General features: G+C 58.6%; 14 protein-coding genes. 3 read left to right on the forward strand and 11 right to left on the reverse strand.

Translation table 11 applies throughout. From position 1 onward, the window contains the following. Nucleotides 1-65: 65 nt before the first annotated feature. From C3938_RS16745 to gyrA, 11 genes are all read right to left on the reverse strand, one after another. A complete protein-coding gene (locus C3938_RS16745; protein ID WP_105104344.1) occupies nucleotides 66-362 on the reverse strand; it encodes a ComEA family DNA-binding protein in 297 nt (98 codons plus the stop codon). A gap of 186 nt (nucleotides 363-548) precedes the next feature. Next, nucleotides 549-1,265: an orotidine-5'-phosphate decarboxylase gene (gene pyrF, locus C3938_RS16750; RefSeq protein WP_105104345.1), complete on the reverse strand. Its 717-nt coding sequence runs from the start codon at nucleotides 1,263-1,265 to the stop codon at nucleotides 549-551. Between the two features lie 54 nt (nucleotides 1,266-1,319). Then, nucleotides 1,320-2,510, reverse strand: coding sequence for a lipopolysaccharide assembly protein LapB (gene lapB / locus C3938_RS16755; protein ID WP_105104346.1), 1,191 nt, complete (start codon nucleotides 2,508-2,510; stop codon nucleotides 1,320-1,322). A gap of 1 nt (nucleotide 2,511) precedes the next feature. Continuing rightward, nucleotides 2,512-2,820: a lipopolysaccharide assembly protein LapA domain-containing protein gene (locus C3938_RS16760; RefSeq protein WP_233998962.1), complete on the reverse strand. Its 309-nt coding sequence runs from the start codon at nucleotides 2,818-2,820 to the stop codon at nucleotides 2,512-2,514. 76 nt (nucleotides 2,821-2,896) lie between these two features. Further along, nucleotides 2,897-3,205: an integration host factor subunit beta gene (gene ihfB, locus C3938_RS16765; RefSeq protein WP_105104347.1), complete on the reverse strand. Its 309-nt coding sequence runs from the start codon at nucleotides 3,203-3,205 to the stop codon at nucleotides 2,897-2,899. A 140-nt stretch (nucleotides 3,206-3,345) separates the two neighbouring features. After that, nucleotides 3,346-5,025, reverse strand: coding sequence for a 30S ribosomal protein S1 (gene rpsA, locus C3938_RS16770; RefSeq protein ID WP_105104348.1), 1,680 nt, complete (start codon nucleotides 5,023-5,025; stop codon nucleotides 3,346-3,348). Between the two features lie 180 nt (nucleotides 5,026-5,205). Continuing rightward, nucleotides 5,206-5,892, reverse strand: coding sequence for a (d)CMP kinase (cmk, locus tag C3938_RS16775; protein ID WP_105104349.1), 687 nt, complete (start codon nucleotides 5,890-5,892; stop codon nucleotides 5,206-5,208). A 72-nt stretch (nucleotides 5,893-5,964) separates the two neighbouring features. Next, on the reverse strand, nucleotides 5,965-8,238 hold the full coding sequence (locus C3938_RS16780) for a bifunctional prephenate dehydrogenase/3-phosphoshikimate 1-carboxyvinyltransferase (protein ID WP_105104350.1): 2,274 nt from the start codon (nucleotides 8,236-8,238) through the stop codon (nucleotides 5,965-5,967). Then, complete coding sequence (gene pheA / locus C3938_RS16785) at nucleotides 8,239-9,342, reverse strand: prephenate dehydratase (protein ID WP_105104351.1); 1,104 nt, start codon at nucleotides 9,340-9,342, stop codon at nucleotides 8,239-8,241. A gap of 40 nt (nucleotides 9,343-9,382) precedes the next feature. Further along, entirely contained in the window at nucleotides 9,383-10,462 is a 1,080-nt protein-coding gene (serC, locus tag C3938_RS16790) for a 3-phosphoserine/phosphohydroxythreonine transaminase (protein ID WP_105104352.1), read from the reverse strand. 196 nt (nucleotides 10,463-10,658) lie between these two features. Further along, nucleotides 10,659-13,241: a DNA gyrase subunit A gene (gyrA, locus tag C3938_RS16795; protein ID WP_105104353.1), complete on the reverse strand. Its 2,583-nt coding sequence runs from the start codon at nucleotides 13,239-13,241 to the stop codon at nucleotides 10,659-10,661. 283 nt (nucleotides 13,242-13,524) lie between these two features. Here gyrA and C3938_RS16800 point away from each other — a divergent pair, with 283 nt between their 5' ends. From C3938_RS16800 to C3938_RS16810, 3 genes are read left to right on the forward strand one after another with little or no spacing between them, the layout of a single operon-like run. Continuing rightward, entirely contained in the window at nucleotides 13,525-14,871 is a 1,347-nt protein-coding gene (locus C3938_RS16800) for a TRZ/ATZ family hydrolase (protein ID WP_105104588.1), read from the forward strand. Next, nucleotides 14,871-15,575: a bifunctional 2-polyprenyl-6-hydroxyphenol methylase/3-demethylubiquinol 3-O-methyltransferase UbiG gene (gene ubiG / locus C3938_RS16805; RefSeq protein WP_105104354.1), complete on the forward strand. Its 705-nt coding sequence runs from the start codon at nucleotides 14,871-14,873 to the stop codon at nucleotides 15,573-15,575. The genes C3938_RS16800 and ubiG overlap by 1 nt, the downstream gene beginning before the upstream one ends. A gap of 18 nt (nucleotides 15,576-15,593) precedes the next feature. Beyond that, entirely contained in the window at nucleotides 15,594-16,259 is a 666-nt protein-coding gene (locus C3938_RS16810; RefSeq protein ID WP_105104355.1) for an HAD family hydrolase, read from the forward strand. Nucleotides 16,260-16,300 lie beyond the last annotated feature (41 nt).

Raw genomic sequence — 16,300 nt, forward strand, 5'->3', positions numbered from 1 at the left:
ACCTGATACACAATCTACATGAAGAAAAACAGCGCCTTTTGGCGCTGTTTTCGGGAACGTTCCGGTCACAACTGAATCCGTTCTTTGTTTTTCTCCAGGGTTGCTACACCAATCCCTTTTACTTCGAGCAACTGCTCTATGCTCGAAAACTGCCCAATCTGATCCCGGTACTGGATAATCAGCTGTGCTTTTGCTGGCCCCACGCCCTCCAGCGCTGAAGACAACTCTTCGGCGGTCGCAGTGTTCAGGTTGACCGACATCTGCTCCTGAACAACCGGTTCTTCAGCGCTGACCGACTGCACATTCATCAACATCATTGACAGAGCGAAGAGCAGCGCCAGCGGGATACGGAAAAGCTTCATGGTAAATTCCTTCTAGTCTGTTTGTGGATCTTCTTTCCATGGGACCACATACACCCCCAAGCAGGAGCGACTTTACCAATAAATCTTCCGCATTTTGACCTTTTGGCGATTACACGCCATTACACACGAATACAGCAGAGCACAACATGGGACCAAGGTACAAACCTGGGTCCTATTTTCTTCCCATCAGGCGTTGCTATTGCGAATATCATCCACGATCGCAAGCAGTGCGGCCGCGGGATTGGCAGCGCCAGTGATCGGCCGTCCGATCACGAGATAATCCGCCCCATTTTTCAAGGCATCCACCGGCGTAACAATTCGGCGCTGGTCGTCCGCGGCAGAACCGGCAGGACGGATACCGGGAGTCACGAGAGAGAAGGCATCACCACACAGCTGTTTGAGCGATTCCGCTTCCTGCGCGGAGCACACAACCCCGTCGAGCCCGCTATTTTTTGCCAGCTGAGCCAACGTCAGCACCTGCTGTTTCAGCGGTCGATTGACACCAACCGGTTCCAGCTCCTCTTCTGCGGTACTCGTCAGCACCGTAACGCCAATCAATAGCGGACGCTTATTCCCCAGCGGAGCCAGCGCATCCACCGCAGCGCACATCATCCGCTCACCGCCGCTGGCGTGAACATTGACCATCCAGACCCCAAGATTGGCCGCAGCGCGCACGGCTGCAGCCACAGTGTTGGGAATGTCGTGGAATTTCAGATCGAGAAACACGTCGAATCCCTTATCCACCAACTCCCGCACCAGTTCCGGACCGGCGATGGTGAACAACTCTTTGCCGACCTTCACACGACATACCGTCGGATCCAGCTGTGCGGCCATATCCAATGCCGCCTGCGCATTATCGTAATCCAGCGCAACGATTACCGGGGATGCAACAGAATCAGTCAATGTACACCTCTAAATTTCGAAAACATTTGCGGCCATTTAGCGTCGACGAGGGCACTATTCGCCCTCAATGCCTTTAACCGAGCGCACACTGCCCCAGTGTTTACAGCTCGGGCACAGCCAGTGCAGCTGATTACCGGAAAAACCGCAGTTGCTACAGCGATAGTGCGGGCGACTGGCAATCAGCTGATCGATCAGATTTTTGAGCAGGAACAGATTTTCCTGGGAGCGCCCCTCGGCACTGTCAATATGTAGATTCAGGAAGTGCCCCAGACCACGCAGCGAAGGTCGCAGAGCCAACTGCTTACCCATAAAGGCGGCCGCTTCCGCTTCACTCTGTTGCTGGTGAATTCGCTCCGTAAGCGCAATCAGCACACTGTTCGATGGATGCTCTCTCAACAGAGCCCCAAGATACTGCTCCAATCCCTGCTCGTCACCCACCGCCTCATAGCAGGTAATTAACAGGTCGAGGATTTCCGGAATATAGTCCGGATTCTGCTTCGGCACTCGCTCAAGCACCCTGATGGCTTCCTGGGGACGCCCGAGCAGATATTCCAATCGCCCCAGCAGCAAATTGGCGCGCACAGAGTGACGATCGTAATTGAGCGCCGCATCGATATGCTTACGTGCGCTCAGGTAATCCTTGCCGTTAATGGCCTCTTCCGCCAACTCGCAGCAAAAGTGCGCCTGTACCGGCGCCCACTCGCCAGGCAAGCGTTTGAAGCGGCGCCCATGCAGTAGATTGACCGCGTGGATCGCCTTTGCCCACTCGCGCTCGTCGCGATAGACCTCAACCAGATATTCGAGACTGGTATTACGCAGCTCCGAGGACGTTTCCACCAGCTCCTGTAGTAATCGCTCGGCCCGGTCGAGCCAGCCGGCGGCGATATAATCCCTCGCCAGTTCCAGTTGTGCCTTCTGCTGACTGATCCGGTTCAGGCTTGGACGTGCCAGCAGGTTCTGATGTACGCGAATGGCCTGGTCGTGTTCGCCACGTTTGCGCAACAGATTACCGAGGGCGAGATGGGTTTCAAAGGTGGCGCTGCTCACTTCGAGCGCATCGATGAACTTTTCAATGGCGTCGTTGTGACGCTCGCTGAGCAGATAGTTGAGGCCCTGGGCGTAGGATTGCGCCAGCGCGTGGTGCTGATTGTTCTTTGCACCTTTCTTTTTGCCACTCTTGCGACCGAGATACCACCCTATGGCGATGGCCGCAAAAATGAAGATAAAAAACGTCAGGTCGCTCAACTCACTCTCCGGCAACCTGTCGACGCACAGTCTGCAACTCACGCTCAGTGCGCAGCAACTGGCGTTCCAATCCTTTTACCCGGCGCCGTTCAGTCCAGTATGGCAAAAGACTGGCGAGAAACCCCAGCAAGGCGCCAATCAGCAGGAAACCGATAAGCCAGAATCCGACGCTCCCTGCAAACAACGGGTAACCCGCAAATCGCGGGGTAATATTCTCCGGATTGTCGACGGCGAAATACACACCGAGGGCAATGCAGGCCAGGGCCAGCACTCCAAACAGCAGACGCGATATCCAGCGCAGAAATGACAAGAGAACCTCCGGCTCCCGAGGGAGTGAAAAACGATAAGTCCGTTACAGTGTTAGCTCACTGCGATCAGCCCGGCAATCACGCGCTCTCGTAAGCGTCGCGCTGCAATTGCTGATTTACTCTATCCCTGAGCTCTTTCCCCGGCTTGAAATGCGGCACGTATTTGCCTGCCAGCTCGACGGAGTCACCGGTTTTGGGGTTGCGCCCGGTACGCGGCGCCCGATAGTGCAGAGAAAAACTGCCGAATCCACGGATTTCTATCCGTTCCCCCTCCGCCAGAACACCCGACATGGTGTCCAGCATGACTTTAACCGCCAGTTCTACATCCTTTACCGGCAGCTGATCCAACCTCAGAGCAATCTTCTCGATCAGTTCAGACTTGGTCATGCAGTCCGCAATCCTTTCTAAGTCATTGATTATTCTGGAATAGCGGCAATCATCTAATAGAAAGCCGGACTGGGCAACCCCAGTCCGGCTTCCGGATACTTCAGCTCATGAAACCGAAGCCTTTGAATAGCAGAGACCTATCAGTCTTTGTTATTCATTTGTGCCTTGATCAGGTCACCGATAGTCGCCGGCTGAACCTGTTCGGCCTGCTTCTTGCTGTGATCCTTGATGGCTTGCTTCTCATCGTCCTGATCTTTGGCTTTGATGGAGAGGCTGATCACGCGGTTCTTGCGATCCACACTGGTGATCTTGGTCTCTACTTCTTCGCCTTCTTTCAGGGCGTTGCGCGCATCTTCAACCTTGTCGCGGCTGATTTCGGAAGCGCGCAGTACGCCTTCCACTTCATCCGCCAGGGTGATGATGGCTTGCTTGGCGTCAACTTCTTTGATTACACCGGTAACGATGCTGCCGCGATCGTTGGTGGCTACGTAATCAGAGAACGGATCGGATTCCAGCTGCTTGATACCCAGGGAGATACGCTCGCGGTCGGAGTCGATGCCCAGGATAACGGTTTCCAGCTCGTCGCCTTTCTTGAACTTGCGCACGGCTTCTTCGCCAGCTTCGTTCCAGGAGATGTCGGACAGGTGAACCAGACCGTCGATGCTGCCGTCCAGACCAATGAAGATACCGAAGTCGGTGATGGACTTGATCTTACCGGAGATCTTGTCGCCTTTCGCGAACTTACGCGCGAAGGCATCCCACGGGTTTTCCTGGCACTGCTTGATACCCAGGGAGATACGACGACGCTCTTCGTCGATATCCAGAATCATTACCTCGACCTCGTCGCCAACATTGACAACTTTGGACGGGTGAATGTTCTTGTTGGTCCAATCCATTTCGGATACGTGTACCAGACCTTCCACACCTTCTTCCAGCTCGGCGAAGCAGCCGTAGTCGGTCAGGTTGGTGACAACCGCCTTCACGCGGCTGTTTTCCGGGTAACGCTGCTTGATGGATACCCACGGATCTTCGCCCAGCTGCTTCAGGCCCAGGGATACACGGCTGCGATCGCGGTCGAACTTCAGAACTTTGACTTCGATTTCGTCGCCAACGTTCACGATCTCGCTCGGGTGCTTGATACGCTTCCACGCCATGTCGGTGATGTGCAGCAGGCCGTCGATACCGCCCAGATCTACGAACGCGCCGTAGTCGGTCAGGTTCTTCACGATACCCTTAACTGCCATACCTTCTTGCAGGCTGGCCAGCAGAGCTTCGCGCTCTTCGCTGTTGGCTGCTTCCATCACAGCGCGACGGGAAACCACAACGTTGTTGCGCTTGGCGTCCAGCTTGATGACTTTGAAGTCGAGCTCTTTGCCTTCCAGGTGCGCGGTATCGCGAACCGGACGAACGTCTACCAGAGAACCCGGCAGGAACGCGCGGATGTTGGCAACGTCAACAGTAAAGCCGCCTTTAACCTTGCCGCTGATAACGCCTTTAACCACTTCGTCTGCAGCGTGTGCAGCGTCGAGGATTTTCCAGGCTTCAGCGCGCTTGGCTTTTTCACGGGACAGACGGGTTTCACCGAAACCGTCCTCAACCGCTTCCAGGGCAACCTGTACTTCGTCGCCCACCTGCAGCAGCAGTTCGCCTTTCTCATTCTTGAACTGCTCAGCGGGGATAACACCTTCAGACTTCAGGCCCGCATGTACGGTAACCCAGTCTTTATCGACGTCGATTACAACACCGGTAACGATTGCACCCGGTGCCATCTCGACGCTTTTCAGGCTCTCTTCAAATAGTTCAGCAAAGCTCTCGCTCATTACATTACCTATATAAATGGACTCCACCGATGGCAACTGTAGATAGTAGTCAACCGCCAGTCAGAGTCCCACCGCGCTGCCAGTACGCGGGTCGGATTACAACAGCGGCCGGGCAATTCTGGCTGATCCCGGCCGCTGTTGTTTAAAAATCAAATTGTAGGAACCGGTTCCCAGAAGGCATCAACCGATGCGCTGCTGTACCAATTCAAGCACCTTCTGCAGAACACCGTTAATGTCGATGTCGGTGCTGTCCAGCACCAGCGCGTCTTCCGCCGGCGCCAGGGGAGAGGCTGCGCGGTGCATATCCCGGTCGTCCCGGGCGCGGATGTCCTCCAGCAGGTCGCGGAGGCTAACAGAAACCCCTCGCCCCTGCAACTGAGCGAAGCGCCGCTGGGCGCGCTCTTCTGCGCTGGCGGTTAGAAAGATTTTGACCGGGGCGTCGGGAAAGACCGTGGTACCCATATCGCGACCATCCGCCACCAGGCCAGGCGGCGCGCGAAAGTCCCGCTGACGCTGCAACAGGGCATCTCGCACCGCGGGAATGGCCGCGACTTTGGAGGCCGCCATACTCACCTGTTCCATACGGATATCACGGCTGACATCCCTGCCCTCCAAAAGCGCACTCACCTCGTTATTCGCCACGGCGAATTGGATATCCAGATTGCCGGCGACTTCCGCCAGCCTGCCCCCATCATCCAGGTCCACCTTCGCATTCAGCGCCGCGAGTGCCGTCAGGCGGTAGAGCGCACCGGAATCCAGCAGGGCGTAACCGAGCTTGTCTGCCAGCAGTTTGGCGATTGTGCCCTTGCCGGAGCCACTCGGCCCGTCAATGGTGATTACCGGTACTTTTGAGATCGCTTCAGTCATAACTAATTCGGTACTGCCTGAGTTAGTTTATAAGTTCGGGCACATATGAAACGCGCCCCCATTCAGCGCACATTAGCTATGCACGTTCAGGTTCATACCCGCACCCTGTGCCAACTCGGCGAAGTTCGGGAAGGAAGTAGCCACGTTGGCGCAGTGCTGGATACGGATATCCGCGCTCGCGCGCAGCGCCGCCACCGCGAAGGACATAGCAATACGGTGGTCGCCTAGACTGTCCACCACACCGCCACCAAACACCGCAACTTCACCGTTGCCGCCCTTGCCCTCGATGACAATACCATCTGGCGTGGGCTCGGCATTGATACCGAGAATCTTCAGGCCATCCGCCATTGCCTGGATACGGTCACTCTCTTTGACCCGCAACTCCTCCGCACCGGTGAGCACGGTTTCACCTTCCGCACAGGAGGCGGCGACAAAGATGGCCGGGAACTCGTCAATGGCCAGCGGCACCTGATCTTCGGGGATTTTGATACCGGTGAGAGGCGCGTAGCGCACGCGGATATCAGCCACCGGTTCCCCCCCCACCTCACGGCGGTTTTCAAGGGTAATGTCCGCCCCCATGGCTCGCAGGATATTGATGGCCCCGTCGCGGGTGGGGTTAATGCCCACATGCCGCAGCAGCACATCGGAACCCGGAGCAATGGACGCCGCCACCATAAAGAAGGTGGCGGAGGAAATGTCGGCCGGCACATCGATGTGGCAGGCCGCCAGCTTACCGCCGCCCGTCACGCTGGCACGAGGGCCATCGCGGCGAACGTCATAGCCAAAGCCCGCCAACATCCGCTCGGTGTGGTCACGGGTCGGCGCGGGTTCGGTGGTACTGGTTTCGCCTTCCGCATACAGCCCCGCCAACAACACACAGGATTTCACCTGGGCGCTGGCCATGGGCAGGGTGTAGTCAATGGCCTTCAGGGACTGGCCGCCAGTGATTTTGACCGGAGGACGGCCATCTGCACCGGTCTCCACCGCGGCACCCATCTCCCGCAGCGGATTTGCCACACGGTTCATCGGACGCTTTGACAGGGATTCGTCACCGGTCAACACCGAATCAAACTTCTGCCCCGCCAACAGCCCCGCCAGCAGACGCATGGAAGTGCCGGAATTACCCACATACAGCGGGCCGGGTGGCGCCTGCAGACCATGCATGCCCACGCCGTGAATGGTGACACGACCATTGACCGGCCCCTCGATCACCACGCCCATATCGCGGAATGCCTGCAGGGTCGCCAGGGCGTCCTCCCCCTCCAGAAATCCCTCCACTTCGGTGACGCCTTCCGCCAGAGAGCCCAGCATGATGGAACGGTGTGACATGGACTTGTCGCCCGGTACCCGCAGATCGCCATTCACTGCGCCGCCCGGACGGGCGACAAACGTTACTTCCTTCGCTTCCATAGTTTCCGTGTACGCTTTTTTGGCCAGCATTTTAGTGAAGTGATCCCGCGCCGCCTTGGCCCGGGTAAAGACCCCCATCAGATGTTCGCTGTCGCCGCTGGCAATGGCACTGCGCAGGGATTCCAGATTGGAGGTGTAGAGATCGATCGCCTTGAGAATCGCATCGCGGTTGGCGAGCATGATGTCCCGCCACATCACCGGATCGCTGGAAGCGATGCGGGTGAAATCGCGAAAGCCGCCGGCGGCATAGCGGAATATATTTTCATTTTCCGCGTCGTGGGCCAGGGTATCCACCAGCCCGAAGGCAATCACGTGAGGCAGATGACTGGTAGCCGCAAGTACTTCGTCGTGCTCACCGACCGGCATGGAGAGCACTTCCGCCCCCACCGCTTCCCACATGGCGTGAATGCGCCGTACATGTTCCGCGGCAGTGTTTTCCAGGGGGGTGAGAATGATGCGATGGGCGATATACAGGTCATCGCGCGCGGCTGTCACACCGCTCTGCTCGGAACCGGCAATCGGGTGACCAGGCACCAGAAAATCCGGTACCTGTCCCCAGACATTTTTCGCTGCGGCAATCACGCTGCCCTTGACGCTGGCACCGTCGGTAACGGTGACCCCCGCGGGCAGGCGGTCTTTCAGCTGCGCAAACACCGCCTCTACCGCAAGTGTCGGCACAGCGACAAACACAACATCGCCCGCCTCCAGCTCCGGCAGAATTTCATCGAGATCAGTGACCGCACGATCCACCACACCGAGCGCCACCGCCTGCTCACAGGTCTGTGCACGGCGCGCCACGCCGATAACTTCCCGGCAGCCACTGGCTGCTTTCAGACCCAGTGCCAAACTGCCGCCAATCAGACCGATGCCCACCACCACCAGGCGGCCGACAACCCCCTCACTGGCGTCCCGCCCGCTATGCTCTTCCGAGGACATTTACAGCACTCCGCGGGGGTATGAACCCAGCACCTTCATATCCGAAGCACAGGCACCCACAGCCTTCAGTGCCGCCGCTACATTCTCGCGCTCGCGGTGACCAACGAAGTCGATAAAGAACACATAGGTCCAGTTGCCGCTCTGCGCCGGGCGGGTCTCCACCCGGGTCAGATCGATTTTGTGGGCCTGGAACGGCGCCAACAGGTCGTGCAGTGCACCGGGCGCGTTGCGCATGGACACCATCAGCGAGGTCTTGTCGTCGCCGCTCGGCGGTACCGCCTGGGTACCGATGATCAGAAAACGGGTGGAATTGTCCGGGCGATCCTCAATTTTTTCATTGAGGATTTTGAGGCCATACAGCTCCGCTGCCATATCGCCGGCAATGGCCGCCGCGTTCCACTCGCCTTTCACCCGTTTGGCCGCCTCCGCATTGCTCGCCACCGCCACCCGCTCCACATTGGGGTAGTAGGAGTCCAGCCACTTGCGACACTGCGCCAGACTTTGGGCATGAGAGTAAATGCGAGTGATGGACTCCTTGCGGGTAATGTCGGAGATCATCAGGTGCTGGTGAATCCGCAGCTCCACTTCGCCGCAGATTTTCAGGTTGGACGTCATAAAGTTGTCCAGGGTGTGATTCACCACACCCTCGGTGGAATTCTCCACCGGCACCACACCGTAATTGACGGCGCCCGCCTCCACCTCGCGGAACACCTCATCAATGGCCGCCAGCGGTTTGGACACGGCCGAGTGGCCGAAATGCTTCAACGCCGCCTGCTGTGTAAAGGTACCCTCCGGCCCGAGGTAAGCCACCTTGACCGGCTCCTCAAGCGCCAGACAGGCGGACATGATCTCGCGGAACAGGCGCGCCATTTCCTCATTGGTAAGCGGGCCCGGATTGCGCTCCATCGCCCGGCGCAACACCTGCGCCTCGCGCTCGGGGCGATAGTAGAGTGCATCTTCGCCGTTGCGTTTTTTCACTTCCGCCACTTCCAGCGCACAGTTGGCACGCTCGGAAATCAGCCGCGCAATCTCGCTGTCGATGCCGTCGATACGATCGCGCAGTTCGAGCAGGCGCTCGTCCTGCTTCGGCTTATCTTCAGACATAACTCTCGTCCAAATCCTTAAATTAATATCAAACGCTGCATCAACCGTGACGCTGCTCGAAATCGGCCATAAAACCCACCAGCGCCTGCACCGCTTCCAGCGGAACCGCGTTGTACAGAGACGCGCGCATGCCTCCCACCGAGCGGTGGCCCTTCAGATTCAGCAATCCGGCCTCTTCCGACTCTTTCAGGAACAACTTGTCCAGTTTTTCATCCGCCAGTACGAACGGCACATTCATGCGCGAGCGACTGTCTTTCGCCACCGGACTTGAGAAAAACGCACTGCGGTCGAGAAAGTCGTACAACAGCCCGGACTTCTTCATACTGAGCTCCGCCATCGCATCGACGCCGCCCTGGGCCTTGAGCCACTTGAACACCAGCCCGGACAGATACCAGGCAAAGGTTGGTGGCGTGTTATCCATGGACTGGCCTTCGGCCGCGATCTTCCAGCTCAGGCTGCGCGGGATTTCCGGCAGCGCTCGGTCCAGCAGGTCATCCCGCACAATACCCACGGCAATGCCGGACGGACCGATGTTTTTCTGCGCGCCCGCATAGATGAAACCGAACTTCTCCACCGGAATCGGCTGAGACAGAATCGTAGACGACATATCCGCAACCAGCGGGCTCGCCACCTCCGGGATATACGGAAACTCCACCCCGCCGATGGTTTCATTCGGGGTGTAGTGAAAATAAGCCGTATTCGCGCTTTCCTGCCAACTGTCCGCCGAGGGCGCGTAAGAGAAATTGCGGTCCTCCGCCGAAGCCACGATGTTGACCTTGCCGTAACGCTCCGCTTCCTTGATGGCCTTTTCCGCCCACTGGCCCGTATGAATGTAATCCGCGCTTCTGCTGCCGGCGCCGAACAGGTTCCAGGGAATGGCGCTGAACTGAGCCGTGGCACCGCCCTGTAAAAACAGGACCCGGTAGTTGTCGGGGATATGCAGCAGGTCGCGCAGATCCTGTTCAGCCTGCTCAGCCACAGCGACAAACTCGGGGGAGCGGTGGCTGATCTCCATTACCGAGCAGCCAACACCCTGCCAGTCCAACAATTCTTCCTGCGCCTGACGCAACACCGGTTCCGGCAGCGCCGCAGGACCCGCACAGAAATTAAACTTCCTCATTGATTCCACTTCCCAGAAGAACGAAAAACATATTCCGAATTAAATTTTTGCCAATTCCGGTCATCGCTAAACTGGCAATCACGGATTTCGGCCGCCTCGGTTACAGGGCTTTCGCCACCCGCCAAGCCCGAGCCGCTAAAGTCAAAAAAGGCCGCGAATTATCGCAGCCTTTCTCGGGATTCACGGGGAGCAGCCATTACTCGTCGACAGCGCCATCATCAGTGGCACCGCCCTCTTCGCCGTTGGCATCTTCCGTTTCCTGAATACGCGCCAAACCCACCAGCTGCTCGCCTTCTTTCAGGCGGATCACCCGCACACCCTGGGTGTTGCGTCCGAGCACGGAGACTTCATCCACCCGCGTGCGCACCATGGTGCCCTGATCGGAAATCAGCATAATTTCCTCACCGGGATGCACCTGACAGGCGCCGATCAAGGCGCCGTTGCGCTCGCTTTCGGCGATGGCAATCACACCCTGAGTACCTCGCCCCTTGGTGGGGAAGTCGGATGTCGCGGTGCGCTTTCCGTACCCATTTTCGGTCACCATCATCACCGAACCACCCTCTTCGGGGATCACCATGGCAATGACAGAGACACCGCCCGCCATGCGAATGCCGCGGACCCCCCGGGACACACGCCCCATGGAACGTACGTTTTCCTCGGCGAAACGCGCCGCCTTGCCGGCACTGGTCAGCAGCAGCACATCGCGGCCACCATCGGTAATCGCCGTTGCCACCAGACGATCCCCCTCATCCAGGTCGATCGCACGCAGGCCCACGCTGCGCGGACGCGAGAAGGCCGTCAGCGGGGTTTTCTTCACCGTGCCGTTGGCGGTGGCGAAGAAGATAAAGTGATTTTCATCGTACTCGGACACCGGCATCAGACTACTGATGCGCTCACCCTCTTCCAGCGGCAGCATATTCACCATCGGGCGACCGCGGGAGGCACGGCCGGCGGTGGGCACTTCGTAGACCTTCAGCCAGTACACTTTGCCGTGGTTGGAGAAACACAGAATGGTGTCGTGGGAGTTGGCAATCAGCAGGTGCTCGACAAAGTCTTCGTCTTTTACCTGGGTAGCCGACTTGCCCATGCCGCCACGGCGCTGAGCCTGATAGTCCGCCAGTGGCTGGCTCTTGGCGTAACCGCCATGGGAGATGGTCACCACCTTGTCTTCCGGAGTGATCAGGTCCTCAACCGACAGATCCTGACGGGACGCGACAATCTCCGTGCGACGGGCATCACCGTATTCTTTCTCCAGCACTTCAAGCTCTTCGCGGATTACCTGCATCAGGCGCTCGGGACTGCCGAGAATCTCCAGGTATTCCGCGATCTGCTCCAGGCGCTCGCTGTATTCCGCCAGCAGCTTGTCATGCTCCATACCGGTAAGGCGGTGCAGACGCAGTTCGAGAATGGCCTGGGCCTGAGCCGGTGACAGGTAATAGGCACCGTCGCGCATACCAAATTCTTTCGGCAGTTCATCCGGACGGCAGGCGTCGGCACCGGCGCGCTCTAGGAACTGCTGTACATCGCCCACCGGCCAACCCTTGGCCAGCAGCGCCTCGCGAGCGTCCGCGGGCGTGGCAGAGGCTTTGATCAGCTCGATCACGGGATCGATATTGGAAATGGCGATTGCCAGACCTTCGAGGATGTGCCCGCGCTCGCGCGCCTTGCGCAGCAGATATACGGTACGGCGGGTGACCACTTCCTGGCGGTGGCGAATGAAGTACTCCAGCAGCTCTTTCAGATTCAACAGTTTGGGCTGGCCGTCCACCAGCGCCACCATATTGATACCGAACACGCTTTCCAGCTGGGTCTGGGAATAGAGGTTATTCAGAACCACATCCCCAAGCTCGCCGCGCTTGAGTTCGATCACCACGCGCAGGCCGTCCTTGTCGGACTCGTCGCGCAGCTCGGAAATGCCTTCGATCTTCTTCTCTTTTACCAGCTCCGCGATACGCTCGATCAGGCGCGCCTTGTTCAGCTGGTACGGAATCTCGTGAATGATGATGGTTTCGCGACTGGTTTTTTCGTCGCGCACCACCTCTGCCTTGGCACGCACGTAGATACGGCCGCGGCCGGTGCGATAGGCGAGAAGAATACCGGCACGGCCATTGATCGTGGCGCCAGTGGGGAAGTCCGGGCCCGGAATATACTCCATCAGGTCGTCGACCGTGAGCTCACTATTGTCGATCAACGCCAGACAGCCGCGTACCACTTCACTCAGGTTGTGCGGCGGAATATTGGTGGCCATGCCCACCGCAATACCGGAAGAGCCGTTCACCAGCAGATTCGGCACCCGCGACGGCAACACTTCCGGCATCTGCTCGGAGCCATCGTAGTTGTCGATGAAATTGACGGTCTCTTTATCCAGATCCGACAGCAGCTCGTGGGCGAGCTTGTCCATACGGATCTCGGTGTAACGCATGGCCGCTGCACTGTCACCGTCGATGGAACCAAAGTTACCCTGTCCGTCGACCAGCATGTAACGCAGGGAGAACGGCTGCGCCATACGCACGATGGTGTCGTACACCGCGCTGTCGCCATGCGGGTGGTATTTACCGATTACGTCACCCACCACACGGGCAGACTTTTTGTAGGGCTTGTTCCAGTCGTTCTTGAGTTCGTTCATGGCGAAGAGCACGCGCCGGTGGACCGGCTTCAGGCCGTCGCGCACATCTGGCAACGCACGACCCACAATCACGCTCATCGCATAGTCGAGGTAGGACTGCTTCAGCTCTTCTTCGATATTGATCGGAGAAATTTCTTTGGCTAATTCGCCCATATTTTCAGGCATTCCTTATCGTTAACGCCGCCCGCGGGGCAGGCCCCCACTCCGCCTGTCACCCGCACCTTTCTCTGGGCGAATACAGCAACAGGCTGGGAAACTGGTGGGGCCAGCTGGTCACGGACCCCGATCAAGCGGGCGATTCTACCACAACTGACTCCATGTAGGACGACTCTCACACACTTGTTCATGCTCGCCTGCGCCGCTAAAGTTTGCGGCTTTGCCCCGGAACAAAAAACACACAATGGCTACGCCAAGCAATCGCAAACAAACGGAAAAGATGAACAAAAAACAGGCAGTTGATACGCTGATCCACGCCCGCTGGATCATTCCGGTGGTACCGGAGAAGCGCGTATATGAAGACTGCTCGCTGGCCATTACCGATGGCGCAATTACAGCCATACTTCCCAGCGCGGAAGCGCGCAATCGCTTCGATGCCCGGGAGGAGCACCTGCTCCAAAACCAGGTTCTGATCCCAGGCTTGATCAACACCCACAATCACGCCGCCATGAGCCTGCTGCGGGGCTTTGCCGATGACTACCCGCTGATCACCTGGCTGGAAAAACATATCTGGCCCGCGGAACAACAGTGGGTAAGCCCGGAGTTCGTTGCCGATGGCACCCGCCTTGCCATTGCCGAAATGCTGCGAAGCGGCACCACCACCTTCTCCGACCAGTACTTCTTCCCCGAAGCCACCGCCGCGGCCGCGCGCGAAGCGGGCATACGCGCCCAGATCGCCTTCCCGGTCATCGACTTCCCCAACGCCTGGTCCAGAAACAGCGATGAAGCCATCGAAAAAGGCCTCGCGCTCAGAGATGACTACCGCTCCCACAGCCGTATCGGCCTCGCCTTCGCCCCCCACGCGCCCTATACCGTGGGTGACGAAACCCTGAAGAAAATCGCCATCTACGCCAACGAACTGCAGATGCAAGTACAAATGCACCTGCACGAAACCGCGGGTGAAGTGGAAAAAGCCATCAAGGACACCGGCCTGCGGCCTACCCAGCGCCTGCACCAGCTCGGCCTGCTATCGCCACAAATGCTCTGCGTTCATATGACCGCACTCGACGACAGCGACATTGCCCTGATCCGGAACACCGGCGCCCATATCGCTCACTGCCCCCGTTCCAACCTGAAGCTCGCCTCCGGCTTCAGTCCAGTTGCGAGACTGCTGGAGGCGGGCGTCAACGTCGCCCTTGGTACCGACGGCGCCGCCAGCAATAACTGCCTCGACATGCTGCTGGAAACCAACACCGCTGCCCTGCTCGCCAAAGCGATCTCCGGCAATGCCAACGCGGTACCGGCCCACCAAGCCCTCGCCATGGCCACCATTCACGGCGCCCGGGCGCTCGGCATCGACGAGATCACCGGCAGTATCGAAGTGGGCAAGGCCGCGGATCTGTGCGCTATTGATCTGAGTGAACTGGAGCAACAACCCCTGCACGACCCGCTTTCACAGCTGATCTACACCGCCAACGGCCACCATGTGCGCAATGTGTGGGTAGCCGGCAAGCAGCTACTGAAAGATCGGAAACTGACCACACTCAACCAAGAAGAACTGAAACAACGGGCCCGGAGTTGGCGTGATAGAATCGCGGGTCGCATGAACCAGGCAGTCGATTACTGATGATCAACGTAGATCCGGCGGAAATCGCCAAATTTGAACAGCTGGCCAGCCGCTGGTGGGACCAGCATGGGGAATTCAAACCCCTGCACCAGATCAACCCCCTGCGCGCCAACTACATCGACCAGCGCGCCCCCGTCGCCGGCAAAAAGCTCCTCGACGTCGGCTGTGGCGGCGGCATCCTCACCGAAGCCATGGCCCAGCGCGGCGCTGATGTCACCGGTATCGACATGGGGGAAGCGCCGCTGAATGTGGCCAGACTGCACGCGCTGGAGTCCGGCGTGCAGATCGACTATCAGCGCATCCCCGTGGAAGAACTCGCCGAGGCGGCACCGGCCAGCTACGACATCGTCACCTGCCTGGAAATGCTCGAACATGTACCCGATCCAGCTTCCGTGATTCGCGCCTGCGCCAGGCTGGTCAAACCCGGCGGCCACATTTTCTTCTCCACCATCAACCGCACGCCCAAAGGCTGGCTCTTCGCCGTCGTCGGCGCCGAGTATGTCCTGCGTATGCTGCCCAAAGGCACCCACGAGTACGGCAAATTCATCCGCCCGTCAGAACTCGGGCGCTGGGTGCGGGAGGCCGGCCTGCAAACCCGCGACATCAGCGGTATGACCTACAATCCCCTCACCAAGCAATACAAACTCAACCCGAGGGACGTAGACGTCAACTATCTGATGCACACCATCCGCCCCGCAGAATAAAAGCAGAAGTACCCGGAAATGAAAGCTGTACTCTTCGACCTTGACGGCACCCTGTTCGACACCGCCCCGGACTTTGTGGTGGTTCTCAACCAGCTGCGCCAACAGGAACACTTGCCACCACTGGCCGACGCCACCATCCGCGAAGTGGTCTCCAACGGCGCGCGCGCCATGGTGCGCCTCGGCTTCGGTGTCGACGAGGGCGAAACCGGGTTCAGCGACCTGCGCCAGCGCCTGCTGGACCTGTACCTGATGCACCTGGCAAAGCACACCGTGCCCTTTCCGGGTATCGAGCGACTGCTAAACCAGCTGGCGGAAAATGACATCGCCTGGGGCGTGGTTACCAACAAACCCTCGGCCTACACCATTCCACTGCTGCAGGCCTTCGCGCATCTGCCTACACCCGGTGCGGTGATCTGCCCGGACGACGTCACCAACCGCAAACCGGACCCGGAGCCGATCCTGCTCGCCTGCAGCCGCATTGGCTGCCAACCCGCGGAAGCCATATACGTCGGAGATCACGAGCGCGATATCGCGGCCGGGCGCGCCGCCGGTATGCCCACCATTGCCTGCAGCTACGGCTACATCGACAGCGACGACGATCCGGAAAACTGGAACGCGGACCACCTGATTCACGACGCCAGCGAAATCTGGCCACTGCTGCAACAGCACTACCTCAACAAATGATTGCTGCGTGCGATTGAAACCAATTTACGAGCCGGATTCCC

Origin of the sequence: Microbulbifer pacificus (assembly GCF_002959965.1) — a bacterium.
Lineage (GTDB): Bacteria > Pseudomonadota > Gammaproteobacteria > Pseudomonadales > Cellvibrionaceae > Microbulbifer > Microbulbifer pacificus_A.

Bases quoted from the DNA above. Each gene is read 5' to 3' on its own strand.
- C3938_RS16745 (WP_105104344.1), bottom strand. From the start codon at position 362: ATGAAGCTTTTCCGTATCCCGCTGGCGCTGCTCTTCGCTCTGTCAATG.
- ihfB (WP_105104347.1), bottom strand. From the start codon at position 3,205: ATGACCAAGTCTGAACTGATCGAGAAGATTGCTCTGAGGTTGGATCAG.
- rpsA (WP_105104348.1), bottom strand. From the start codon at position 5,025: ATGAGCGAGAGCTTTGCTGAACTATTTGAAGAGAGCCTGAAAAGCGTC.
- cmk (WP_105104349.1), bottom strand. From the start codon at position 5,892: ATGACTGAAGCGATCTCAAAAGTACCGGTAATCACCATTGACGGGCCG.
- C3938_RS16780 (WP_105104350.1), bottom strand. From the start codon at position 8,238: ATGTCCTCGGAAGAGCATAGCGGGCGGGACGCCAGTGAGGGGGTTGTC.
- pheA (WP_105104351.1), bottom strand. From the start codon at position 9,342: ATGTCTGAAGATAAGCCGAAGCAGGACGAGCGCCTGCTCGAACTGCGC.
- serC (WP_105104352.1), bottom strand. From the start codon at position 10,462: ATGAGGAAGTTTAATTTCTGTGCGGGTCCTGCGGCGCTGCCGGAACCG.
- gyrA (WP_105104353.1), bottom strand. From the start codon at position 13,241: ATGGGCGAATTAGCCAAAGAAATTTCTCCGATCAATATCGAAGAAGAG.
- C3938_RS16800 (WP_105104588.1), top strand. From the start codon at position 13,525: ATGAACAAAAAACAGGCAGTTGATACGCTGATCCACGCCCGCTGGATC.
- ubiG (WP_105104354.1), top strand. From the start codon at position 14,871: ATGATCAACGTAGATCCGGCGGAAATCGCCAAATTTGAACAGCTGGCC.
- C3938_RS16810 (WP_105104355.1), top strand. From the start codon at position 15,594: ATGAAAGCTGTACTCTTCGACCTTGACGGCACCCTGTTCGACACCGCC.